General features: G+C 67.9%; 26 protein-coding genes. 8 read left to right on the top strand and 18 right to left on the bottom strand.

What is annotated here, in order from left to right; genetic code table 11:
- Positions 1 to 26: 26 nt before the first annotated feature.
- Positions 27 to 788 carry an SDR family NAD(P)-dependent oxidoreductase gene (locus FZ029_RS14360; RefSeq protein WP_085090432.1) on the top strand — a complete coding sequence of 254 codons (762 nt, stop codon included), beginning with the start codon at positions 27 to 29 and terminating at the stop codon, positions 786 to 788.
- A 53-nt stretch (positions 789 to 841) separates the two neighbouring features.
- Here FZ029_RS14360 and FZ029_RS14355 read toward each other — a convergent pair whose 3' ends face one another.
- The gene (locus tag FZ029_RS14355; protein ID WP_149197762.1) at positions 842 to 1,039 is read right to left on the bottom strand and encodes a hypothetical protein; all 198 of its coding nucleotides are present in this window, start codon (positions 1,037 to 1,039) and stop codon (positions 842 to 844) included.
- Positions 1,040 to 1,361: 322 nt separating this feature from the next.
- On the opposite strand from FZ029_RS14355, the gene FZ029_RS14350 reads away from it, so the two are divergent.
- Complete coding sequence (locus FZ029_RS14350) at positions 1,362 to 1,910, top strand: NAD(P)H-dependent oxidoreductase (protein WP_149269842.1); 549 nt, start codon at positions 1,362 to 1,364, stop codon at positions 1,908 to 1,910.
- Between the two features lie 71 nt (positions 1,911 to 1,981).
- Here the strand turns inward: FZ029_RS14350 and FZ029_RS14345 are convergent, their stop codons facing one another.
- Positions 1,982 to 3,184, bottom strand: coding sequence for an aspartate transaminase (locus FZ029_RS14345; RefSeq protein ID WP_109155111.1), 1,203 nt, complete (start codon positions 3,182 to 3,184; stop codon positions 1,982 to 1,984).
- A gap of 382 nt (positions 3,185 to 3,566) precedes the next feature.
- On the opposite strand from FZ029_RS14345, the gene FZ029_RS14340 reads away from it, so the two are divergent.
- Positions 3,567 to 4,004, top strand: coding sequence for a cytochrome c (locus tag FZ029_RS14340; protein ID WP_149269841.1), 438 nt, complete (start codon positions 3,567 to 3,569; stop codon positions 4,002 to 4,004).
- 59 nt (positions 4,005 to 4,063) lie between these two features.
- Here the strand turns inward: FZ029_RS14340 and FZ029_RS14335 are convergent, their stop codons facing one another.
- On the bottom strand, positions 4,064 to 4,762 hold the full coding sequence (locus FZ029_RS14335) for a cytochrome b/b6 domain-containing protein (RefSeq protein WP_149269840.1): 699 nt from the start codon (positions 4,760 to 4,762) through the stop codon (positions 4,064 to 4,066).
- A 240-nt stretch (positions 4,763 to 5,002) separates the two neighbouring features.
- Between FZ029_RS14335 and FZ029_RS14330 the strand changes: the two genes are divergently transcribed.
- The gene (locus FZ029_RS14330; RefSeq protein ID WP_014248961.1) at positions 5,003 to 5,239 is read left to right on the top strand and encodes a DUF4170 domain-containing protein; all 237 of its coding nucleotides are present in this window, start codon (positions 5,003 to 5,005) and stop codon (positions 5,237 to 5,239) included.
- Positions 5,240 to 5,315: 76 nt separating this feature from the next.
- Positions 5,316 to 5,882 carry a metallophosphoesterase family protein gene (locus tag FZ029_RS14325; RefSeq protein WP_149269839.1) on the top strand — a complete coding sequence of 189 codons (567 nt, stop codon included), beginning with the start codon at positions 5,316 to 5,318 and terminating at the stop codon, positions 5,880 to 5,882.
- Here FZ029_RS14325 and FZ029_RS14320 read toward each other — a convergent pair.
- From FZ029_RS14320 to FZ029_RS14295, 6 genes are all read right to left on the bottom strand, one after another.
- Complete coding sequence (locus FZ029_RS14320; RefSeq protein WP_149269838.1) at positions 5,868 to 8,273, bottom strand: EAL domain-containing protein; 2,406 nt, start codon at positions 8,271 to 8,273, stop codon at positions 5,868 to 5,870. The two genes, FZ029_RS14325 and FZ029_RS14320, sit on opposite strands and share 15 nt — an antisense overlap.
- Positions 8,274 to 8,505: 232 nt before the next feature.
- The gene (locus FZ029_RS14315) at positions 8,506 to 9,312 is read right to left on the bottom strand and encodes a hypothetical protein (protein ID WP_247892307.1); all 807 of its coding nucleotides are present in this window, start codon (positions 9,310 to 9,312) and stop codon (positions 8,506 to 8,508) included.
- A gap of 45 nt (positions 9,313 to 9,357) precedes the next feature.
- Positions 9,358 to 9,642, bottom strand: a complete 285-nt coding sequence (locus FZ029_RS14310; RefSeq protein ID WP_247892306.1) for a hypothetical protein — start codon at positions 9,640 to 9,642, stop codon at positions 9,358 to 9,360.
- Positions 9,635 to 11,194, bottom strand: a complete 1,560-nt coding sequence (locus FZ029_RS14305) for a portal protein (RefSeq protein ID WP_149269836.1) — start codon at positions 11,192 to 11,194, stop codon at positions 9,635 to 9,637. Before FZ029_RS14305 ends, FZ029_RS14310 begins: the two co-directional genes overlap by 8 nt.
- Complete coding sequence (locus FZ029_RS14300; RefSeq protein ID WP_149269835.1) at positions 11,173 to 11,571, bottom strand: hypothetical protein; 399 nt, start codon at positions 11,569 to 11,571, stop codon at positions 11,173 to 11,175. The genes FZ029_RS14305 and FZ029_RS14300 overlap by 22 nt, the downstream gene beginning before the upstream one ends.
- Entirely contained in the window at positions 11,568 to 11,984 is a 417-nt protein-coding gene (locus FZ029_RS14295; protein WP_149269834.1) for a hypothetical protein, read from the bottom strand. The genes FZ029_RS14300 and FZ029_RS14295 overlap by 4 nt, the downstream gene beginning before the upstream one ends.
- A gap of 161 nt (positions 11,985 to 12,145) precedes the next feature.
- On the opposite strand from FZ029_RS14295, the gene FZ029_RS14290 reads away from it, so the two are divergent.
- Together FZ029_RS14290 and FZ029_RS14285 are read left to right on the top strand one after the other, a co-directional pair.
- Entirely contained in the window at positions 12,146 to 12,778 is a 633-nt protein-coding gene (locus FZ029_RS14290; protein ID WP_042701266.1) for a helix-turn-helix transcriptional regulator, read from the top strand.
- A 216-nt stretch (positions 12,779 to 12,994) separates the two neighbouring features.
- Complete coding sequence (locus FZ029_RS14285; protein WP_149269833.1) at positions 12,995 to 13,300, top strand: hypothetical protein; 306 nt, start codon at positions 12,995 to 12,997, stop codon at positions 13,298 to 13,300.
- Here FZ029_RS14285 and FZ029_RS14280 read toward each other — a convergent pair.
- Positions 13,276 to 14,124, bottom strand: coding sequence for a branched-chain amino acid aminotransferase (locus FZ029_RS14280; protein WP_149269832.1), 849 nt, complete (start codon positions 14,122 to 14,124; stop codon positions 13,276 to 13,278). The genes FZ029_RS14285 and FZ029_RS14280 overlap by 25 nt on opposite strands.
- Before the next feature lie 231 nt (positions 14,125 to 14,355).
- Here FZ029_RS14280 and FZ029_RS14275 point away from each other — a divergent pair, with 231 nt between their 5' ends.
- Positions 14,356 to 14,553 (top strand): hypothetical protein, encoded by a 198-nt coding sequence (locus FZ029_RS14275; RefSeq protein ID WP_149269831.1) that lies wholly within the window; start codon positions 14,356 to 14,358, stop codon positions 14,551 to 14,553.
- A 90-nt stretch (positions 14,554 to 14,643) separates the two neighbouring features.
- Here the strand turns inward: FZ029_RS14275 and FZ029_RS14270 are convergent, their stop codons facing one another.
- The 8 genes from FZ029_RS14270 to FZ029_RS14235 all read right to left on the bottom strand — a co-directional run bounded on the left by FZ029_RS14270 (position 14,644) and on the right by FZ029_RS14235 (position 21,389).
- The gene (locus FZ029_RS14270; protein ID WP_085090448.1) at positions 14,644 to 15,420 is read right to left on the bottom strand and encodes a succinate dehydrogenase iron-sulfur subunit; all 777 of its coding nucleotides are present in this window, start codon (positions 15,418 to 15,420) and stop codon (positions 14,644 to 14,646) included.
- Positions 15,421 to 15,446: 26 nt separating this feature from the next.
- Positions 15,447 to 17,231, bottom strand: a complete 1,785-nt coding sequence (gene sdhA, locus FZ029_RS14265; protein WP_149197750.1) for a succinate dehydrogenase flavoprotein subunit — start codon at positions 17,229 to 17,231, stop codon at positions 15,447 to 15,449.
- A gap of 5 nt (positions 17,232 to 17,236) precedes the next feature.
- A complete protein-coding gene (sdhD, locus tag FZ029_RS14260; RefSeq protein WP_149197749.1) occupies positions 17,237 to 17,632 on the bottom strand; it encodes a succinate dehydrogenase, hydrophobic membrane anchor protein in 396 nt (131 codons plus the stop codon).
- 11 nt (positions 17,633 to 17,643) lie between these two features.
- Positions 17,644 to 18,033 (bottom strand): succinate dehydrogenase, cytochrome b556 subunit, encoded by a 390-nt coding sequence (sdhC, locus tag FZ029_RS14255; protein ID WP_098738833.1) that lies wholly within the window; start codon positions 18,031 to 18,033, stop codon positions 17,644 to 17,646.
- 277 nt (positions 18,034 to 18,310) lie between these two features.
- Positions 18,311 to 18,574: a hypothetical protein gene (locus FZ029_RS14250; RefSeq protein WP_014248979.1), complete on the bottom strand. Its 264-nt coding sequence runs from the start codon at positions 18,572 to 18,574 to the stop codon at positions 18,311 to 18,313.
- Positions 18,575 to 18,661: 87 nt separating this feature from the next.
- A complete protein-coding gene (locus tag FZ029_RS14245) occupies positions 18,662 to 19,549 on the bottom strand; it encodes a methyltransferase domain-containing protein (RefSeq protein WP_247892313.1) in 888 nt (295 codons plus the stop codon).
- Positions 19,550 to 19,586: 37 nt separating this feature from the next.
- Positions 19,587 to 20,756 (bottom strand): 23S rRNA (adenine(2503)-C(2))-methyltransferase RlmN, encoded by a 1,170-nt coding sequence (gene rlmN, locus FZ029_RS14240; RefSeq protein ID WP_149269829.1) that lies wholly within the window; start codon positions 20,754 to 20,756, stop codon positions 19,587 to 19,589.
- Between the two features lie 78 nt (positions 20,757 to 20,834).
- A complete protein-coding gene (locus FZ029_RS14235) occupies positions 20,835 to 21,389 on the bottom strand; it encodes an invasion associated locus B family protein (protein WP_149269828.1) in 555 nt (184 codons plus the stop codon).
- Between the last annotated feature and the right edge of the window lie 207 nt (positions 21,390 to 21,596).

Below are 21,596 nucleotides of genomic sequence, written 5' to 3'. Positions count from 1 at the left end.
CCGGTCGCAATTAAGGAGGAGATGCCATGAACATCCAGGGTCTGTCCGCCATCGTCACCGGCGGCGCCTCGGGCATGGGGGCGGCGACGGCGCGTCATCTGGCCGGTCTCGGCGCCAAGGTAACCGTGCTGGACGTCAACGAGGACGCAGTTCTGAAGACCGCGCACGAGATTGGCGGGCTGGGTCTGGTCTGCGACGTCACCGACGGCGCCTCCGCCGAGCGGGCGCTCGATCAGGCGCGCTCCGCCCACGGCCCGGCCCGCATCGCGGTCAACTGCGCCGGCATCGCCCCGGCCCAGCGCATCGTCGGCCGCGACGGCCCAATGCCGCTGGAGAATTTCCGCGCGGTGATCGAGGTCAACCTGATCGGCAGCTTCAACATCCTGCGGCTGGCTGCGGCCGACATGGCGAAGCTGGACCCGCTGGACAGCGGCGAGCGCGGCGTGATCGTCAACACCGCCTCCGTCGCCGCCTATGAGGGGCAGATCGGGCAGGCCGCCTATGCCGCGTCGAAGGGCGGCATCGTCGCCCTGACCATCTGCGCCGCCCGCGATCTGGCCCGTCACGGCATCCGCGTGATGACGGTGGCCCCCGGCCTGATCGGCACGCCGATGCTGCTGAACATGCCGCAGGAGGTTCAGGACAGCCTCGCCGCGACGGTTCCCTTCCCCAAGCGTTTCGGCAAGCCGGAGGAATACGCCCGCCTCGTCCAGCACATCCTGGAGAACGAGATGCTGAACGGCGACGTCATCCGCCTGGACGGCGCCATCCGCATGGCGCCGCAGTAAGGACGTCATTTCTGCCAGGGGCGGCTCCAATGCCGGGGCCGCTCCCGCGGCTTTCAGGCTTCGGCCATGGCGGCTTCGTCCGCCCGTTCCGCCTCGCCCAGCAGGTCGATCAGCAGAGTGGTGCAGTGCTGAAGCCGCTGGTCCGCGGTGGCCGTCGCCATGTCGCGGCCGGTCTGCTCCTGCCATTCCTGCAGCATCAGCGCCAGATGTTTACGGACGTGGTCTTCCCGGTCCAGTCGCCGCGTCGCCATGTTGCCTCCCCTATCTCCGATCCACCCACATATAAGGCCAAAATCGATGGACACGCCCGGTTGCGCGCACCATCCTTCGTGTACCCTCTAATTAGGTAGCCGTCCCCTCCGTCAACAGTCGGATCCCAAGATGGTCACAGCCGGACCGGACGCTCACATCGGGCCTGCCGTGTCGACAATTCGGCCATGACGGGTTGGAAAGCCGGGCCTGGACCGACCATGTCAGCGCCATCGGATCCAGTGCCGGGACAAGGGTGGGCGGCGGCCCCGCAGGAATACCCGGTGCTCCCCCCGGCGAAATCAGAAGAAAGGCAACCGCTTCATGACCGATGCAACGGTGCGTGCAAAACTGCTGGGCCTGCCCGGCAGCCTGCGCAGCAACTCAAACTCGCTGGCCGTGCTGCGCGGCTTGCAGGAAGCTCTGCCGGCCGGTGTCAGCATGGACATCCGCGACCTGCGCCTGCCGCTCTACGATCAGGACATCGACAATCCCGACGCCCCGGCGGAGGTCCATGCCCTGCGTCAGGCCATCGCGGAGGCCGACGGCGTCGTCATCGTAACGCCGGAATACAATTACGGCATGCCGGGTGTGCTGAAGAATGCGCTCGACTGGGCCTCGCGCCCCTATGGCAAGTCGGCGCTGATCGGCAAGCCGGTGCTGGTCATTTCCAACTCCCCCGCCTTCACCGGCGGCGTGCGGGCGCATCAGCAGGTGAACGACACGCTGCTGGCGCTTCCCGCCAGGCTGACGGCCGGCCCGCAGGTCGTCATCGGCGGTGTCGCCGACAAGATCAAGGACGGCAAGCTGGCCGACGAAGCGGTGCTGAAATTCTCGCTGGGCGCCATCGACCGGATGCTCGCCGCGAAGTAACGCACGACAAAGGAAAAGGGCCGGCACCCCATGGGATGCCGGCCCTTTTCCTTACTCGGTAGCCGCGACGATCAGCGCAGGTTGCCGCAGGCGCGCTGGATGCGCTTGCACGCCTCTTCCAGCGCTTCCGTCGAGGTCGCGTAGGAGATGCGGAAGTGCGGGGCGAGGCCGAAGGCAGAGCCCTGGACGACGGCGACGCCTTCCGACTCCAGCAGGTAGGTGACGAAATCCTCGTCGGTCTCGATCACCTTGCCGTCCGGGGTGGTCTTGCCGATCGTGCCTGCGCAGGACGGATAGACGTAGAAGGCGCCCTCCGGCTTCGGGCAGCTGATGCCGTTGGCCTGGTTCAGCATCGACACCACCAGGTCGCGGCGCTGGCGGAAGGCTTCGCCACGCTCCTTGATGAAGTCCTGCGGACCGTTCAGCGCCTCGACGGCGGCGGCCTGGGCGATGGAGGTCGGGTTGGAGGTCGACTGGCTCTGGATGACGCCGATGGCCTTGATCAGCTCCTTCGGGCCGCCGGCATAGCCGATGCGCCAGCCGGTCATCGCATAGGACTTCGACACGCCGTTGACGGTCAGGGTGCGGTCGTACAGCGACGGCTCGACCTGGGCCGGGGTGACGAACTCCAGGCCGTCATACAGCAGGTGTTCGTACATGTCGTCGGTCATCACCCAGACATGCGGATGCTTGACCAGCACGTCCGTCAGCGCCTTCATCTCGGCGCGGGTGTAGGCGGCGCCCGACGGGTTCGACGGCGAGTTCAGGATCAGCCACTTGGTCTTCGGCGTGATCGCCTTCTCCAGATCGGCGGGCTGCAGCTTGAAGCCCTGCTCGGCCGGGCAGGAGACGAAGACCGGCGTGCCTTCCGCCAGTTCCACCATGTCCGGATAGCTGACCCAGTAGGGGGCCGGGATGATGACCTCGTCGCCCTGGTTCAGCGTCGCCATCAGGGCGTTGTACAGGACCTGCTTGCCGCCGACGCCGACGGTGATCTGCTCCGGCGTGTACTTCAGGCCGTTCTCGCGCTCGAACTTGGCGCAGATCGCCTTCTTCAGGGCGGGGGTGCCGTCCACCGCGGTGTACTTGGTGTCACCGGCCTCGATCGCCTTGATGGCGGCGGCCTTGATGTTGTCGGGGGTATCGAAATCCGGCTCGCCGGCACCCAGGCCGATGACGTCGCGACCGGCCGCTTTCAGCTCGCGGGCTTTGTTGGTCACGGCGATGGTCGGCGACGGCTTGATGCGGGACAGGCGGGACGCGATGATCGACATGGCGATGGGCCCCCTCAGGGCTATGGAGACGGTGTGGCGGAGACGTCGTGCGACGCCTGCCCCTCCGGGTGGAAGGCGCGAGGCGGGACCTTACTTCCGCTCCACCCCGGTTGCAAGGCCGCTCGGCCGGTGAAAACCGCGGGGATCGGCGGTTTTTCCGCCCTGTGGCGGCGCCGTACCGGGCCACAGTCTTCGGCGTTCCCAACCATTCGAGGGTCGAGATGTCGCCACCGGCAAATCCCGAATCCAACCCATCGCAGCATTATTTCTTACAACACAAATGAACGCCGTGACGGTGCGGCATCGTCACCCCCACTTCACTTGACAGCTTCAGCATGGCGGTGTGTAACGTCTGGCGTGGGGGATAAAATTCAAAGAAGGGATGAGAACCGTGTTTTCCCGTATCGTGCTTGCGGCGTCGGCCGCGCTGATGCTGACCGGCGGCGCTGCTCTGGCCCAGGACGTGATCCAGACCCGCAAGGCCGGGTTCGAGGACTACAAGAAGGCGATGGGCGAGATCAAGGACGCGGTGGGCAAGGGCGACCTCGCCGCCATCGGCCCGGTCACCGACCGCATCGACGCCTTCGCCGCCAAGATCCCCACCCTGTTCCCGCCGGGTTCCGACAAGGGCAAGACGGCGGCCAAGGAATTGATCTGGGCCAACTTCCCGGATTTCACCGCCAAGGCGCATGACCTGCAGGCGTCCGCCAACGCGCTGAAGGTCGCCGCCGCTTCGGGCGACAAGGCCGCGACGGGCAAGGCGTTCGGCGCCATGGCCGACAGCTGCAAGGCCTGCCACCAGCGCTACCGCTCCGAATAAGCGGCTGGCCTGACGAAAGAAGCCCTTCCCCACGGCCGTGGGGAAGGGCTTTTTCCTGTTCAGCCGGCGGCGCGCAGCACCAGGAAGACCAACCCGGCGGTGGCAGCCAGAACCGCCAGGGCCAGCGCCGCCGGGGCGCGCCGCGGCTCCGTCGCCGCCAACCGCGCCGGCAGGATCTTGCGGCCGGTGACCATCGGGCGGATCAGATTGTCCCGCTTGACCAGCAGATAGAAGAACACCGCGACCACATGCAGTCCGACCAGCACGAAGATGCCGTTGGCGAGCAGCCGGTGCAGCGAACTCAGCAGCGCCACGGTGGCGCCGGAGACCAGCGGCACCAGCGGCCCGTCGACCAGGATATCGTCGCTGGTGAACAGCCCGCTGCCGGCCTGGACCAGCAGGACCAGCAGCAGAGCCACCACCATCAGCGCGCCCAGCGGGTTGTGGCCCAGGGTAAGGGCGGCCTCCCCGCCCGTCCGCGACCGCCTCAGATAGTCGCGGATGGCGCCCGGTCCCTTCACGAAGTGGGCGAAGCGCGCGGTCTGGCTGCCGACCACGCCCCAGACCAGCCGGAACAGCACGAGAATCAGAACTGTTTCACCCGCCAACATATGAACATCAAGCACACCAAGCTCGGCCGACAGAATCGCGACCGTCACCGCGGCGACCAGCGCCCAATGAAACAGACGGGTCGGCAGGTCCCAGATCCGCAGCTCGCGCCCGTGTTTCTCCCGAGTCGCGGTATGACCACTTGGCATCGCTCGATCCTCGCAGTGTTCGGCAGTGTCTTCGGCGTCCGTCATCTGCGGCAAATGGACGGATTCTTTGTGCTGATCCTGAAAACGCCGCGGTTCCGTGGTGGCAAAGGCCGGTGGACCTGTCAACAGGCTTGAAGCGCCGCCCGGACGGCGGATATGAGAATGCGACGCATCAGCCGGCCTGCCGGCGCAAAGACAGCCATAACTCCCCAATCACTCCCGGCTACAAGGACAAAGGTCATGCCCGACAAACAGCTCCTCCATCTCGTGTTCGGCGGCGAACTCGTGCGTCCGGATTCGGACCAGTTCGTCGATCCGTCGAAGCTGCACATCGTCGGCATCTTCCCGAGCTATGAGGACGCCTACAAGGCATGGCGCGGCGCCACCGGCCAGACCATCGACGACGCCCACACCCGCTATTACATCGTCCATCTGCACCGCTTCCTCGACCCGGCGGCGGACGACCACAAGCACTGAGCATGGGGCGGCCGGCGCGCCCAAAGCGGGATCCCGGTAAGGGAACAGCCCACGGCGCGCCGGCGTTGACCGGTCGATGACCGTATACTTCACCTCCGACACCCATTTCGGCCATGGCGGCGCCCGCGGCCGTTTCCGCCGCCCCTTCGAGTCCACCGCGGAGATGGACGCGGCGATGGAGGCGAACTGGAACGCCACCGTCGGCCCCGGCGACGAGGTCTGGCACCTCGGCGACTTCGCCCTGCACATGAAGCCCGACGCCATGGCCGCGCTGCTCGGCCGGCTGAACGGCACAAAGCACCTGATCGCCGGCAACAACGACGGCCCGGCGACGCTGGCGCTGTCCGGCTGGGCCAGCGTCGGGCATTACGCCGAACTGACGCTGGACGGCACCGATCTGGTGATGTGCCATTACGCCTTCCGCACCTGGAACGGCATGCACCGCCGGGCGCTGAACCTGCATGGCCACAGCCACGGCCAATTGAAGCCGCAGCCCCGGCAGATCGACGTCGGCGTCGATGTCTGGAATTTCCGTCCGGTCACGCTGGCCGAACTGACGGTCCCCCGCCCACGGCGGAAGACGATCCCGGCTTCTGGCCCGGCTTCTGGCCCGGCTTCAGGCGGCGCCTCAAGCAGCCCCTAGCGCCGCCTGCCGCAGCCGCTCCATCAACAGGCGGCAGGCGGCCTCGGCCGGCACCGGGCGGCCGGTCAGCCAGCCCTGGACCTGGGTGCAGTTGTGGTGGCGCAGGAAATTGGCCTGCTCCGTCTTCTCCACCCCCTCGGCGACCACATGCAGGCCCAGCATGTCGGCCATGGCGATGATGGTGGAAACGATGCCGGCGTCCTCGCGCTCGTTCGGCACGCCGTTGATGAAGGAGCGGTCGATCTTCAGCGTGGTGATCGGCAGCCGCTTCAGATAGCTCAAGGACGAATGGCCGGTGCCGAAATCGTCCACCGCCACCCGGATGCCCATCGCCTTCAGCGACGCAAGAACGCCCAGCGCATGGTCGATGTCCTGCATCACCGCGCCCTCGGTGATCTCCAGCTCGATCAGGCCGGGCGGCAGGCCGTGGCGGTCGATGATGCGCTGGAAATCCTCGGCGCTGCGGTTGCGCAGATGCTTGGGAGAGATGTTGACGGCGACCGGCACCGGCTCCATCCCCGCATCCAGCCATTCGCGCATCTGGCGGCAGGCCTCGTCCAGCACCCAGTCGCCCAGCGGCACGATGAAGCCGGTCTCCTCCGCCACCGGGATGAACTCGCCGGGCGGGATCATGGTTCCCCGCCCAGATCCCTCCCCTGCCCCCTCCCCCGGCTTCTCCCAGCGCAGCAGAGCCTCGAAGCCTTCCAGCGAGTAGTCGATCAGCGACACCTTGGGCTGGTAATGCAGGCGGAACTGCTTCAGCGCCAGCGCCGCCCGCAGATCGCCATCCAGCGCCAGCTGGCGCCGCGCCTGTTCGGCCAGTTCGGGACGGAAGAAGGCATGGCGGCGCCCACCCATCCGCTTGGCGGCATAGAGCGCCGTCTCGGCCGAGCGCAGAAGCGCCTGCGGGTCGTCGGCATCCCAACGTCCCTCGGCGGCCCCTTCCCCGGCGAGATCGGTCGGATAGACGGCGATGCCGACCGCCGGACGGACGTAATGCTCGCAGCCCGGCAGGGTGACCGGCGCGTCGAAGGCATCCAGGATGCGACCGGCGATCGCCGCCGCCTCGTCGGCATCGCGGATCTCCTCCAGCACGACGGCGAAGTCGTCGGTGCCGATGCGGCCGACCAGATCGGCGGCGCGCACCGAGGCGACGATCCGCCGTGCCACCTCCTGCAGCAGCGCGTCGCCGGCCTGATGGCCCAGCGTGTCGGTGATCAGCTTGAAGCGCGACAGGTCGAGGCACAGCACGGCGAAGGGGCGCCGGTAACGGCGGCTGCGCTCCACCGCCGCCTCCAGCAGCGATTCGATCATCGCGCGGTTGGGCAGGCCGGTCAGCCGGTCGCGGGTGGCCAGACGCATCAGCTCGCGCTCATGGCGCAGCCGTTCCGTCACGTCGGCCAGTGCACAGACGAAGCCACGCCGCCCCCGCACCACCAGCGGCGATACGCTGAGCGAGGCGTCGATCAGTTCGCCGCTTCCCGCGCGTTCGATCCCCAGCGCCTCCTCCCGCACCGGCCCCGGAACATCCGCCTCCGCCGCCATGCCGGCCAGCAGCGCATCGATCCGCGCGCGGTCGGCGGCGGCGAACAGCGCGGACAGCGGCCGGCCGCGCAGAGCCCCGGCAGGGTCCCCGGCAGGCACGCCGAACAGCGCCACCGCGGCGGGGTTGTACTCCTCGATCCGGCCGCAGGCGTCGACCAGCAGAATCGCCTCGCCGACATTGTTCATGATGCCGGCCAGCCGCTCGTCCCGCTCGATCAGGGCGATGGCGGCGCGGCGGAAGAACTCCATGGCGCGGGCCATCGCGCCGAATTCGTCGCGGCGGTCGCAGCCGGGAATGTCGATGTCGGTCCGCCCCTCCGTCAGCAGGCGCATGCGGTCGGACAGCGCTTCCAGGGGGCCGACGACATGTTGCGACAGGAAGCGCGACCCCGGCCAGCTCAGCACCAGCAAGGCCGCCAGGAACAGCAGGAATCCCGACGCCTCGATCAGGAAATCGCGGTCGAGGTCGCCGATGTCGCCGGCGGTGGCGATGGCCCAGCCCCAGGGCTCGAACCGTCCCTGCGCCGTCACTGCGCGGTCGATGGCCGGCCAGCCCGGCGGAATGACGCCGTCCGTGAAAATCCTGACATGAAAGGGCTTGGCGGACAGCGCCTGCAAGGCCGTCCTCGCGCGGTCGCGCGCCTCGTCGCCGGAGATCGCACCGGAGGACGCCGACCGTTCCAGATCATGCAGCAGCAGGCCCGCCGAATCGACCAGGGCGGCAGCGACCTGCCCCCGCTCGGCGATCATGCCCTGCCGCAGCAGGTAGAGCGCGGGAATCGCCGCCATCAGGCAGCCGATCAGGCCGATCCAGGTCAGCCAGCGAATCTTGCGGCGCAGCGTCATCGGGCCCGGCGTCGCTCTCTTGTCCGTTCGGTAAACGGACGGTTAGTCATGCAGAAGGGAAAGTGACGGCTTCGTTTCAGCCGTGCAATGCAATTTTTCTTCGCACGCGCAACAGATGCCTGTCCAACCCATACGAAGGTTGCATGCTGCGGCGCTTTGTCCCTGCACCGTCCTTCGGGTCGGCCGCCACTCGCCTTGCGCCGGCGGGGATGGCGGCCGACGACGGTTCAACTCAGCGCTGGCCGGGATAAAGGCGCTGGAACCCTTCGGTGACGCGGGCGATCACCGCCGGATCGCGATCCCGCCAATAGCGCGGGTCGCGCATCAGGGTTCGCAGTTCGGCCTCGCCCTCGCCGCCGGCCGGGCGGTTGCCCGCCATCGACAGGGCGGCGGGCTCGCTTCCGGTCATCATCGCATAGAGCGCCATGACACCTTCGTAGGTGGTCGCCAACCCCTCCACCGCGGCCGGCGGCAGGGTCTTTCCGGCCCAGGCCAGCAGTTGCCGCGACACCTCGCGCCAGCGCTCCTCTCCGCCGAACCGGGCGACCAGCCGCTCGACCTCGCGTTCGGCCTGGAACTCGGCGGCCATGGTCTGGATCAGCGGGATCATCCGCTCGGCGGCGAGATCGTAGAGAAGCTGCGCCTGGTTCGGGGTATAGCCGGCCTCATGCAGGCGGCCGTTGATGTCCGGATCGGGCTGGAACAGGCCATGGTCGCAGGCGATGCTGTAGCCGTCCGGCGTCTCCGGCGCGCCCAGCAGCCGGCGAAGCTGCGCCGGGTCGAGGTTGGCCGGATCGAAGGGGGCCGGATCGACTGGAGTGGGAGCGGCTTCGGAGGCCGGCCCGGATGCGCCGTCCGGCGGCGCCTGTCCCGACCGCCCCTGCGACGACAGGCGGCGTTCCAGCTCCAGATAGGATTTCAGCAGAGCCTCGACGCGCAGGGCGCCGGTCTTGGGATCGCGGAACTTCTCCGGAATCGGCAGCGGCGGAGCGCCATCGATCGCGGCTGCGGTTTCGGTCAGCAGAGTGTCGGCCATCATCAGCTCCTGCAGGGAAGGGAAAGAGGAGAGCGGCAGCCCCGCCGGTCAGCCCGCCCGCCCGCGCGCGACCAGCGCGAGGATGGTGGCGACCAGCTGGCGCTGTCCTTCGAGGTGGCGCAGCGCCGCTTCCGGCGCGTCGGGACCAAGCGCGCGGTCGAGCGTCATCGCCCGCAGCACCGCCAGAACCCGCAGGCCGTCACCCCCGGCGAAGCAGCGGGCGAAGCTGGGCGCCGGATCGGCGTCGGACGCGGCGCCAGGGTCCGGACCGGCGGAGGCCGGCGCCTCCAGCCAGTCCCAGCCGGCCTGTTCGCCGGTGGTTCGCTCAGCCATTGGAGGCTCCGGCATCGGACGTCGCGGCGAGGGATGCCGGCGGCGTGGCCGCAGGCGCGGCGGCCTCCGCCCGCATCAGCTTGGCCGGCACGCCGAAGGCCTCGCCAAGCCAATGGGCGGTCGCCGCCGCGTCCACCGTCGCTTCCGCCTCCGGCCCCAGCGCCTTGACGCTGTCCAGCCAGCGCAGCGCCGCCTGTACGTCGCGCTGGGCCTGCGCCTGGGCGAGCGGGGAGCGGTGCTGCAATTCCACCAGCCGGCCGTCAACGGTGATGTCCGGGATCTCGCCGCGCCGGCGCAGGATCGACACCGCCCGCAGCACAAGCGGCGTCATCAGCTCCGCCTGGAGACGGCCGTAGGTGGCGCCCAGCAGCCGGGCCATCTCGACCGAGCGTTCCAGCACCTCGGTCGCGGTCATCCGCGCCGACTCCACCGGCCCCAGACGGTCGACCAGCAGCGCGTGGCGGATGCGCCCGCGCAGATCGTCCAGAACCAGCTGCGACACGTCGAACCGGCCGGGGTTGGCCAGCGGCGTCAGCCCGGCCGATCCCACCGCCTTCGGGATGATGGTTCCGGGCACCAGCCGGATGGTGGTGGGGTTCAGCACCCCGTCATCGTCCGCCTGCCAGATGCCGGTGACGGCGATGGAGGCGTTCTTCAGCACCAGCTCCACCACCTTGTTGGCGGTCTTGATGTCGGGCAGCGCCTTCATCACCGGCGAGCGGCCATAGGTCTCGCCCGGCGCCTTCAGCCAGCGGAAATTGACGAACGGGGACTGGGCGAAGCGCCCCTGCGCCAGCCAGGACGGTTCGGCCAGCCCGCTGTCCAGCACCACGCCCCAGCGATAGGCCGCACCGTCGGGCAGCACCGCCTCGACCAGGGGAAAGCCGCTGTCGGGATCCTCGGCGGCTCGGCCGCGCAGTTCGTCGGGCAGGTCGGCGCCGGGGAAGCGCTGGAGGATCTGCGCCAGCGTCGCCTCGCTGCGGCGGAAGGTGGCGTCGAGCCGGCCGTCCGGCCCCTCCTCCAGCACCGCTTCGGCCAGCGGAACGGCGGTGAAGCGCAGGCTCGACGGCGCGCCGGGGGCGGCCTCCTCCATCAGCAGGCTGGCGGTGCCGACGGTGACGAGGTCGAGGAAGGTCTGGTGGATCTCCACCGCGAAGTTGGAGCGGTCGAAATGGGCCTGGACGATGCCGGCGGCGCGGTCGAGCAGCGGGGCGACACGGTCGCGTTCCGCCCCGGTCAGGGTGGGGCCGGGCTGGAAGCCGAACCAGCGCGACCAGGGCGGCGTCAGTTCCGACAGCAGGCTGGCCGCCAGCTGCTCCACCGCATCGGGCGCTGTGCCGTCGAACAGGCGGTCGACCCGGCGTTCGCCCGGCGTGCCGCCGCCGCGGAAGGGCCGGCCGTTGGGCAGCGCATGGTCGTAGCAGTCCTGCCAATGGCTTTCCCACACGCTGCGCCGTTCGCGGGCGGCACGGTAGCGCTCCAGCAGGACCTCGGGCTCCGACAGGTCACCTTTCCGGCGGGCGGGCGGTTTCACGGCTGCGGATGCGGGCATTCGCGGTTTCCTCCGGTCAGGTGGCGGTGCAGTTGCCAGGGGGTCAGCACCCGGCGGGCGCGCAGGCCGATCAGGCGCTTGACCGCCTCGACGCAGGTGAAGGGCCCCCAGGGGGCGGGGCCGGCCGGGCGGCGCAGCGGGGCGGCGTCCACCGTCAGCCCCTGGGCGCGGTACCAGCCTGGCAGGTCGAACCCGGCCGGCAGGTCCAGAACGGCCACGTCGGTGAAGCCGGCCAGCGGATCGACCGCCACCCAGCGCCGCCCGTCGGTCAACAACGCCAGACAGTGGCGGAATCCCGGCTTCAGCAGCCGCAGCCACCACAGCGGCGCCTCCCCGCGATAGACCACCCAGGCCGCCGTCCAGGGGGTGGCGGTCATCGGGCGATGCCCCGGACGATGCCCTTGTCGCGCAGGGCGGGAGCGATGGCGGCGAAGGCCTCGGTCCACAGGGAATGGGCGCGCTGTTCGCGGAAGCGCTCCGGCTCCGGCGCGCTCTGGCGGCGGCCGTAATGGACCAGCACATGCAGATGGTCGCGCATCAGCTTGCGCGTCCGGTACAGCCGGTCGACCACCCGCAGCACGTCCTGCGGTTCGCAGGGCCGCGCCACCTGCCCGCAGCCGGCGACGATCCGCGCCCCGGCCGCCTTGGCGTCATGCGCCTGCACCGCCCAGAACCACGCCTCTTCCGCGCCGGCAAAGGGTTCGCCGTCGACACTGTAAGGCTCCGCCTTCAAGGGCACGACCTGGGATAGGCGGGCGGCGGACAAAGCGGGGGCGGCCGGACTCAGCATGCTGGTCTCCTTGCGGCTTCGGATTTTTGAAAGAGCGGGCGCCGGGCCTGGGTTGTGGCCGCGCCGTCTGTTTGCGTTATGTTCCACCCAGCGCATGCGGTCAACAGGTTTATGAAAAAGTTCCTAGGGACGCTGTCGCGGCTTTATGAGATTATCGTCCCATGCTGAAACACACGGACATCTGGCGGGCCATCGACCGTCTTGCGGCGCAGCACGGGCTCTCCGCCTCCGGGCTGGCGCGGCGCGCCGGACTGGACCCGACCACCTTCAACAAGAGCAAGCGCACGACCAACGACGGCAAGCTGCGCTGGCCCTCGACGGAAAGCATCTCCAAGGTGCTGGACGCCACCGGCGCGTCGCTGTCGGAATTCGTGTCGCTGGTCGGCGACGGCGCCGGCACCACCCCGCTGCAGCGGGTTCCGGTGATCGGCTATGCCCAGGCCGGCTCGGCCGGCTATTTCGACGACGCCGGCTTCCCCGCCGGCAGCGGCTGGGACGAGCTGCTGTTCCCCAGCCTGGGCGATCCGCACGCCTACGCGCTGGAGATTTCCGGCGACAGCATGGAGCCGGTCTATCGCGACGGCGACACCATCATCGTCTCGCCCGCCGCGCAGATCCGCCGCAACGACCGCGTCGTCGTCCGCACCAAGGGCGGCGAGGTGATGGCCAAGCAGCTGATCCGAGAGACGGCGACCAAGATAGAACTGCTGTCGATCAACCGCGCCCACCCCGACCGCAGCATCCCACTGTCGGACGTCGCCTGGATGGCGCGGATCATCTGGGCGAGCCAGTGAAGTAAAGTTCGGCTTTGGGTGCCCCCTCCCCATCCCTCCCCCGCTGTCGCGGGAGAGGGGGTCGGATGCTTGCGGAGGTTATGTGAAGGACGGTGGCAGTTCCCTCTCCCGCGAAGCGGGGAGGGTAAGGGAGGGGGCAAATGCCTCTCCATACCCGATCCTTCCTAGGAAAATTTACCTTTACCGCTCGCCCCGGAAGGCGCTACCGTCCATTCCATGGACCGAGCCGCCCGCCTGGACAGCCTTCACCGCACCCATGACGGCCCGACACCGAAGCCCGAGCTTCGCACCGCCCTGCTCGGCGGCGCGGCCCGCGCCAACGCCGTCAAACGCGCCGCAACGCTCCGCCTGCACACGGACCTCGCGGCCGAAGCGCGCCTCGCCACCGCCCGGCGTCGCCGCGGACTGACCGCGACCGCCTGCCGGACCGATGCGTGGCTGGCCCGCCTGGCCGCCACGCTGGCCCATCACCGCGGGGCGGCGGTGGCGCTGCTCGATCAGCGGAAGGCGTATTCCCAATAGAGCGCCCGCGCCCGCTGGAAGATCGGACCCGCGGCGAGGCTGCGGTCCTCCACCCTGGTCACCGGCACGCATTTGGCGTGGTTGCCGGTCGAGAAGACCTCGTCGGCCTCCAGCACATCCCGAGGGGTCAGGGTGCATTCCTCCACCGTCACGCCGTCGTTGCGCAGCAGGGCGATGACGCGCTGACGGGTGATGCCGTTCAGGAAGCAGCCGTTCGGCACCGGGGTGCGCACCACGCCGTCCTTGGCGATGAAGATGTTGGAGGTGGCGAACTCCGCCACATTGCCGATGACGTCCAGCATGATGGCGTTCTGGAAGCCGCGCTTGCGCGCCTCCGTCAGCGCCATGCCGGCGTTGGGATAGAGGCAGGCGGCCTTGGCCTCGGTCGGGGCCATGGTCGGGATCGGGCGGCGGCGGGTGGAGATGCAGGCGGCGAAGCCGGTCGGCTGTGGCAGCGGGTCTTCGTAGATCGACAGGACGAAGCGCGTGCTCTCCGGCGCCGGGGCGACGAAACCGTCATCGGCGTAGAACATCGGGCGGATGTACAGTTCCGCCTCCTTCGGGAAGCGGCGGATGCCGTCCCAGCACAGCTCCTCGATTTCGCCGGCGGTGACCATCGGCTCCAGCCCCATCACCTGGGCGGAGCGGATGGCGCGGGCGCAATGCAGGTCGAGGTCGGGGGCCACGCCCTGGAAGGCGCGCGCGCCGTCGAAGACCGTCGAAGAGAGCCACAGCGTGTGGGACAGCGGTCCGACGATGGGGGGATTGCCCTCCATCCATTCGCCCTGGATCCAGCTCCACGCCTGGCCTGCCATGCCGCCCATGATTGGTCCTTCCCTAGAAAAGAAAATGTGTCCATTCGCTGGGCGCCGCCGGCCGGCACCGCCCATTCGTGGTTCGTCGTCGTTGGTGATCTCCCGAAGAGCATACCCCCTCGCCGCCGCCGGTCAACCGGTCCGCATGCAATCGTCCCGTGCGATGGAGCGGATTGCGGACTCGGCCGTTGATACAGGGGAGCGCACGAGCGCAAACGATCAACAGAGGGGAAGCACTCCATGCCGACCACCGCCCCCGGCCTCAGCGCCGCCCCACCCAACCCTTTCCCCGGCCCGCACGAGGATGTCCCGATCGTCGACCTGCCGGGCACCGACAATCCCGACCTACCCGATCCCGGCGGCCCCGGCACCACCGACGCCCCGGCACCCGGCAATGACCTGCCCCCGTCGCGGCCCACCGACCCCGACTTCGTCTGACCCCGCACAAACGAAAAAGGCGCCCCCGAAGGGGCGCCTTTTCCTTGTCGCGAACGCTTTTGGTCAGTGGAATACGACCGCTCTTCGCGGTCAGCGGCGCACGACCATCAGCTTCTTGATCTCGGCGATGGCCTTGGCGGGGTTCAGACCCTTCGGGCACGCCTTGGTGCAGTTCATGATGGTGTGGCAGCGATAGAGACGGAACGGGTCCTCGAGGTTGTCGAGGCGCTCGCCCGTCATTTCGTCGCGGCTGTCGGCGATCCAGCGATAGGCCTGGAGCAGGATCGACGGGCCGAGATAGCGGTCGCCGTTCCACCAGTAGCTGGGGCAGGAGGTGGAGCAGCAGAAGCACAGGATGCACTCGTAGAGGCCGTCCAGCTTGGCGCGGTCCTCCGGCGACTGCAGGCGCTCGCGGCTCGGGGCCGGCGACTGGGTCTGCAGCCACGGCTTGATCGAGGCGAGCTGGGCATAGATGTGCTTCAGGTCGGGGACCAGATCCTTCACCACCGGCATGTGCGGCAGCGGGTAGATCTTGACGTCGCCCGGAACCTCGTCGATCGCCTTCAGGCAGGCCAGCGTGTTCGTGCCGTCGATGTTCATCGCGCACGACCCGCAGATGCCCTCGCGGCAGGACCGGCGGAAGGTCAGGGTGCTGTCGACCTGGTTCTTGATGTAGATGATCGCGTCGAGGATCATCGGCCCGAACTTGTCGAGGTCGACCACGTAGGAGTCGACGCGCGGGTTCTGGCCGTCCTCCGGGTTCCAGCGGTAGATCTTGAAGGTCTTGGCCCGCTTGGCGCCGTTCGCGACGTTGACGGTCTTGCCGACGCCGACCTTGGAGTTGGCTGGCAGGTTGAATTCAACCATGGCTGATTTCCTTTATCCGGCGGGCCTTAGTACACGCGGGCCTTGGGCGGGAAGACCTCGACCTCGTCGGTCAGGGTGTACATGTGGACCGGGCGGTAATCGATCTTCGTCTCGCCGTTGTCCGCGACCCAGATGACGGTGTGCTTCATCCAGCCTTCGTCATCGCGGTTCGGATAGTCCTCGCGGGCATGCGCGCCGCGGCTTTCCGGACGGTTCTGGGCGGAATGCAGGGTGGCGACCGCCTGGCCCAGCAGATTGTCCAGTTCCAGCGCCTCGACCAGATCGGAGTTCCAGACCAGCGTACGGTCGGAGATCGCCATCTCGCCCTTCTTGGCATAGACGGCGTCGATCTTCTTCACGCCCTCGTCCAGGACCTCGCCGGTGCGGAAGACGGCGCAGTTGTTCTGCATCGTCCGCTGCATCTCCAGCCGCAGGTCGGCCGACTTGATCGTGCCCTTGGCGTTGCGGATGCGGTCGAACCGCTCCAGCGCCTTGTCGCAGCTGTCGGCCTTGACCGAGGTGGCCTTGCCCGGCTTGACGACCTCGGCGGCGCGGATGGCGGCCGCGCGGCCGAACACCACCAGATCGAGCAGCGAGTTGGAGCCCAGGCGGTTGGCGCCGTGGACAGACACGCAGGCCGCCTCGCCGATCGCCATCAGGCCCGGCACCACCTGATCGGGGTTCGAAGCCGTCGGCGACAGAACCTCGCAGTGAACGTTGGTCGGGATGCCGCCCATGTTGTAGTGGACGGTCGGCAGAACCGGGATCGGCTCCTTGGTCACATCCACGCCGGCGAAGATCTTGGCCGTCTCGGCGATGCCGGGCAGGCGCTGGTGGATGATCTCCGGCGGCAGGTGCTCAAGGTGCAGATGGATGTGGTCCTTGTGCTCGCCCACGCCGCGGCCTTCGCGGATCTCGATGGTCATCGAGCGGGACACGACGTCGCGCGACGCCAGATCCTTGGCCGACGGGGCATAGCGCTCCATGAAGCGCTCGCCGTTGGAGTTGGTCAGGTATCCGCCCTCGCCGCGCACGCCCTCGGTGATGAGGCAGCCGGAGCCGTAGATGCCGGTCGGGTGGAACTGCACGAACTCCATGTCCTGCAGGGGCAGGCCGGCGCGCAGGATCATGCCGCCGCCGTCGCCGGTGCAGGTGTGGGCCGAGGTCGCCGAGAAGTAGGCGCGGCCGTAGCCGCCGGTCGCCAGCACGACCATCTGGCCGCGGAAGCGGTGCAGCGTGCCGTCGTCCAGGTTCCAGGCCAGCACGCCCTTGCAGACGCCGTCCTCCATGATGAGGTCGAGCGCGAAGTATTCGACGAAGAACTCCGCCTCGTGCTTCAGCGACTGCTGGTAGAGGGTGTGCAGGATGGCGTGGCCGGTGCGGTCGGCGGCGGCGCAGGTCCGGTAGGCCTGGGTCTTGCCGTACTGCGCGGTCATGCCGCCGAAGGCGCGCTGGTAGATCTTGCCTTCCGGCGTGCGCGAGAAGGGCACGCCGTAGTGCTCCAGCTCGATGATCGCCGGGATGGCCTCGCGGCACATGTACTCGATGGCGTCCTGGTCGCCCAGCCAGTCCGACCCCTTCACGGTGTCGTACATGTGGTAGCGCCAGTCGTCCTCGCCCATGTTGCCGAGCGCGGCCGAGATGCCGCCCTGCGCCGCCACGGTGTGGGAGCGGGTCGGGAACACCTTGGTGATGCAGGCGGTCTTCAGGCCCTTTTCGGCCATGCCGAAGGTGGCGCGCAGACCGGCGCCGCCGGCGCCGACGACGACGACGTCATAGTTGTGGTCGATGATGTTGTAGGCGGTCGCCATGGTCGTCAGGCTCCGATGAAGATCTTCACGACGGCCAGCACGCAGGCCGCCGCCAGGGCGAAGGACAGGAACTTGACGCCGATGATCAGCGCCATCTTCTGCCATTCCACATGCACGTAGTCCTCGATGACCACCTGCAGCCCGGACTGGGCGTGGTGGAAGACGACCACGGCGGTGAGGACCATCATGACGGCCGAGAAGGGCGACTTCATCCAGGCGATGAACCCGGCGTGATCGGCGCCGAGATGGCCGATGACGCCGAAGACGAACCAGACGGTCAGCGGGACCAGGGCGATCGCGGTCAGACGCTGCGACCACCAATGTTCGGTGCCATGCTTGGCGGAACCCAGACCGCGCGCGACCTGAAGCGGCGAACGGAGGGTCTTGCTATTGGACGCCATGTCTTATCTCCTCACCACACGGCCAAGCCGACGATCCAGGTCAGCACGGTCAGCACCGCCGTCGCGCCGAGGACCACCTTGTTGTTGCGGTCGGCATCGGTCAGCTCGAACGACTTGCCGGCGTCCCAGACCAGATGGCGGATGCCGTTGCACAGGTGGTAGTACAGCGCCGCCGACCAGCCGAACATCAGCAGCAGGCCGAAGAACGACCCGATGAAGCCCTGCGCGCGTGCGAACGCCTCCGGACCGGCGGCGGCGGCGACCAGCCACCAGACCAGCAGGAGCGTGCCGACAGCCAGCCCGACGCCCGTGATGCGGTGCGTGATGGACATGACTGCGGTCAACGGGAGTTTGTAGACTTGAAGGTGCGGGGAGAGCGGCCGACCGCTGCCGTTTGCCATTGCGTCGTCCTCTGTTCGCGGCCGGACGCGGCGCAACATGACGATTGCCGCGGCGGCTGGGTGGTGCGTGCCCTTTTTAAGACGGCTGTCCCGTCCTATTGGTTGGCGCAATGAATTACGCTCCCGCAGCAGCCGAGTCAACGGCGGGGGGTGGCCGAAAGTGCTGGTGTGACGATTTTGGCGCAGCGCGGGAAGTGGCTGAAAAGAAACGGCCTTCGGGTTCCGTGGTATTACCAGCGAAAGAAGCCAGTCCGGGACCGCCGCGCTTGGCTCCCCGCTACTTGTCGAAGCGGCGCACGTTCTCGACCATCATCGAGTACATCTGCGTAATCAGTTCCGCGGGCCTAAGACGGCCGAACGGAATGTTGTCCTTGGCCCATTCGACCAGACCGGGCGGCGGCTTCACCGGCGCCACCTCGTACCCCGCCTTCTTCAGCGCGGCGGTCACGGCCTTCGCCTGCTTGGCGTAATCCTCGTTGAAGAAGGACTTGTCGGCGTCCTTGATCGCCTTGGCGATGATGTCCTCGATGGGGGCGGGCATGCCGATGCTGGAACCGGGTCTGTTTGGCGAAAGTGCCGACACCCTGTCATAGGCGGCGGGCATGGTGCAATCCGGTCGTGGCGCCGGTCAGGCCGGTTTCTCTCCCGCCTGAAGCCTGCCGAGGATCTCCTGATGATCGTGCAGGGCGTGGCGGAAGGGATGGCGCATATGGTCCGACATCCGCTCCATCGCTCTGGCATGAAAGCGATCCGGATCCCCGAGCAGGTCGGCCAGCGCGCGGATCTCGGCCATGCCATAGGCACAGCGCAGCGGCCTGGCACGCAGCAGGAAATGCATCGATCCGGCGGTTATCAGGCCGCGTCCATGACGGCGGGCGATCAGTTCCAGCGCCTTGCGGGTGTAGAAGAACACGTGCTGGCCGTTGTCCTCGCCGAAATAATACCAGCCCCGGTCCTGCCCGGCGTAGAGTTCGGTCGTCACGATCAGGATGTCCGGATCGAAGGCGAACAACGCCTCGGTATCGCGCGCCGGTTCGGGAAGATGCTCCAGCACCTCGAAGGCGGTGACGACGTCCGCCCGCTCCAGCCCGGCCAATTCGGCGGAATGGAACGGTACGTAGAAATTGGGCGTGTAGGGCTCGTGCAGGAAGACGTTCCAGCCGCGGTCCCGCATCATCCTGGCGAACAGCCCGTTGCCGCCGGCCCAGTCGAGGCAGAGGGCGTCAGCGCCGACACCGAGCATCGACAGGATCAGGTCCACCCGCATCGACAGATCCATGCTGCGGGCGACGATGCCGACATCGGTCAGCGGACGGGGGTCGGCATAGGCCTCGGCCAGCCAATAGGGCTGTTCCGTCTGCATCGATCCGCAGCCGGTGCATTGGAAGAAACCGGCCTGATGACGCCCCATCAGACGCAATTCGAACATCGGCGTGCTGTCGGCCCCGCACAGCCGGCAAGGCACCGGTGCCCGGATGCCTTGTCCGATCCCCCCCGCCTCGCCGTCCGTGACCATGGTCAAGCGCCCTTTCCCGGCGTCCCGCAAGCCGCCCTCACGACGCCAGCGCCGCGTCCTTCTCCGCGATGACGTTGGCGATGGCGGCGCGTTCGGCGGCGGTCAGGCGCAGGCTGGCGCTTTTCAGCTGGCCGCAGGCGGCCATGATGTCCTCGCCGCGCGGGGTGCGGACCGGGCTGGCATAGCCGGCATTGTTGACGATGTCGCCGAAGACCTGGATCGCCCGCGCGGTCGACCGCTCGTAGGGAGCGCCCGGCCATTCGTTGAAGGGGATCAGGTTGATCTTGGCCGGGATGCCTTCCAGCAGCTTCACCAGCGCCCGCGCATCGGCCGGCGTGTCGTTGATCCCCTTCAGCATCACATATTCGAAGGTGATGCGCCGGGCGTTGGACAGGCCGGGGTAATTGCGGCACGCCTCCATCAGATCCCGCAGCGGATATTTGCGGTTGATGGGCATGATGATGTCGCGCAGCTCGTCGGTCACCGCGTGCAGGCTGACCGCGAGGTTGACGTTCAGCTCCTCGCCGCAGCGCTCCATCATCGGCACGACGCCGGAGGTCGACAGGGTGATGCGCCGCTTGGAGATCGAGATGCCGTCGCCGTCCATCACGATCTTCAGCGCCTTGGCGACGTTGTCGTAATTGAACAGCGGTTCGCCCATGCCCATCATGACGATGTTCGACAGCATGCGCCCGTCGGGCGGCGCCGGCCATTCGCCCAGCATGTCGCGCGCCAGCATGACCTGCGCCACGATTTCCGCCGAATCCAGGTTGCGCACCAGACGCTGGGTGCCGGTGTGGCAGAATCGGCAGGTCAGCGTGCAGCCGACCTGCGAGGAGACGCAGAGCGTGCCGCGGTCCTCCTCGGGGATGTGGACGCTCTCCACCTCCTGCCCGTCGGGCATGCGCAGCAGCCACTTGCGAGTGCCGTCCGCCGACTTCAGATCCTTCACCACCGTCGGCCGCGCCACGATGTAGACGTCGGCCAGCTTTTCCCGCACCGGCTTGGCCAGCGTGGTCATCTCGGCGAAATCGGTGGAGCCGCGGTGGTAGATCCAGTGCCAGAGCTGGCGCGCCCGGAACTTTTCCAGGCCGATCGACAGCATCTCGGCTTCCAGCTCTTCGCGGGACAGGCCGACAAGGTTCTTGCGTCCGTCGGCATCGGTCGCCGGCGGAACGAAGGCGGAGGCATGATTGGAGGCGCTCATGGCCCCACTACATAGGGCCATGAGCGCGCGGAGTCAAAAGACTCGAGGGGGAAAAGACCGAGTAGATCGCTGCGGCGATCAGCGCTTCACGCCGCAGGCCTCGTTGATGGCGTCATAGGCCTGCCCGACGCCGGCCAGGCTGTAGGTGTCGGTCGTCTTGGTGCCACGGCCGGACACGCCCTTCACCACCATCTGCTTGCCGTCGCGCATCGCCGCGGTCACGGCGCGGTCGCCATCGGCATCGCGGGCCCAGCCGGTCTCGCCGTCGGTGAACAGCTTGAAGTCCTTGCCGTCGATGATGACCTCGGCCTCGCTGCCCTTCTTGAACGGATAGCCGACGATGACGCTGACGACGTCCAGGGCCTTTTCAGCCGGGCGGTGGGTGACCAGCGTATAGATGTCGCCGCGCTTCGCCTTCGGCTCCGTCTTCTTGGGCTGGCTGGAGATGTAGCAGACCTTCTGCCCCTTCTCCTCGAACACGAAAGCGTTCCAGTCCTTGAAGGTGCCGAGATGGCGCGGGTCGGCAGCGGCGGCCGAGCCGGCCGAGAGAAGCCCGGCGGCGAAAACGGTGGACAGGACAGAACCGGCAAAGGCGGCCCCGGCAATTCGGCGGACGGCGTTGGGAAGCAACATCGGTCTTGCGTCTGCTCGTTGTTGGTCCGTGGGGTGCGGGCGGACACTACCCCAAACGGACAACCCATTCCAAGGCCGGCGGACCGGAACCGGCCTGTTTCTCACAGCGCGGCATCCAAATGTCCGGAACTGGGCGCCGCGTGACACTTTGACACGCGGAATGGCTCCCGGACTATTGACTAGGACCTCTGGCTTATGCCGAAGTTC

This window comes from Azospirillum sp. Sh1 (genome assembly GCF_008365135.1).
GTDB lineage: Bacteria > Pseudomonadota > Alphaproteobacteria > Azospirillales > Azospirillaceae > Azospirillum > Azospirillum oryzae.
The sequence above is the reverse complement of the archived record's forward strand: the minus strand, read 5'-3'. Positions and strand labels throughout refer to the sequence as shown.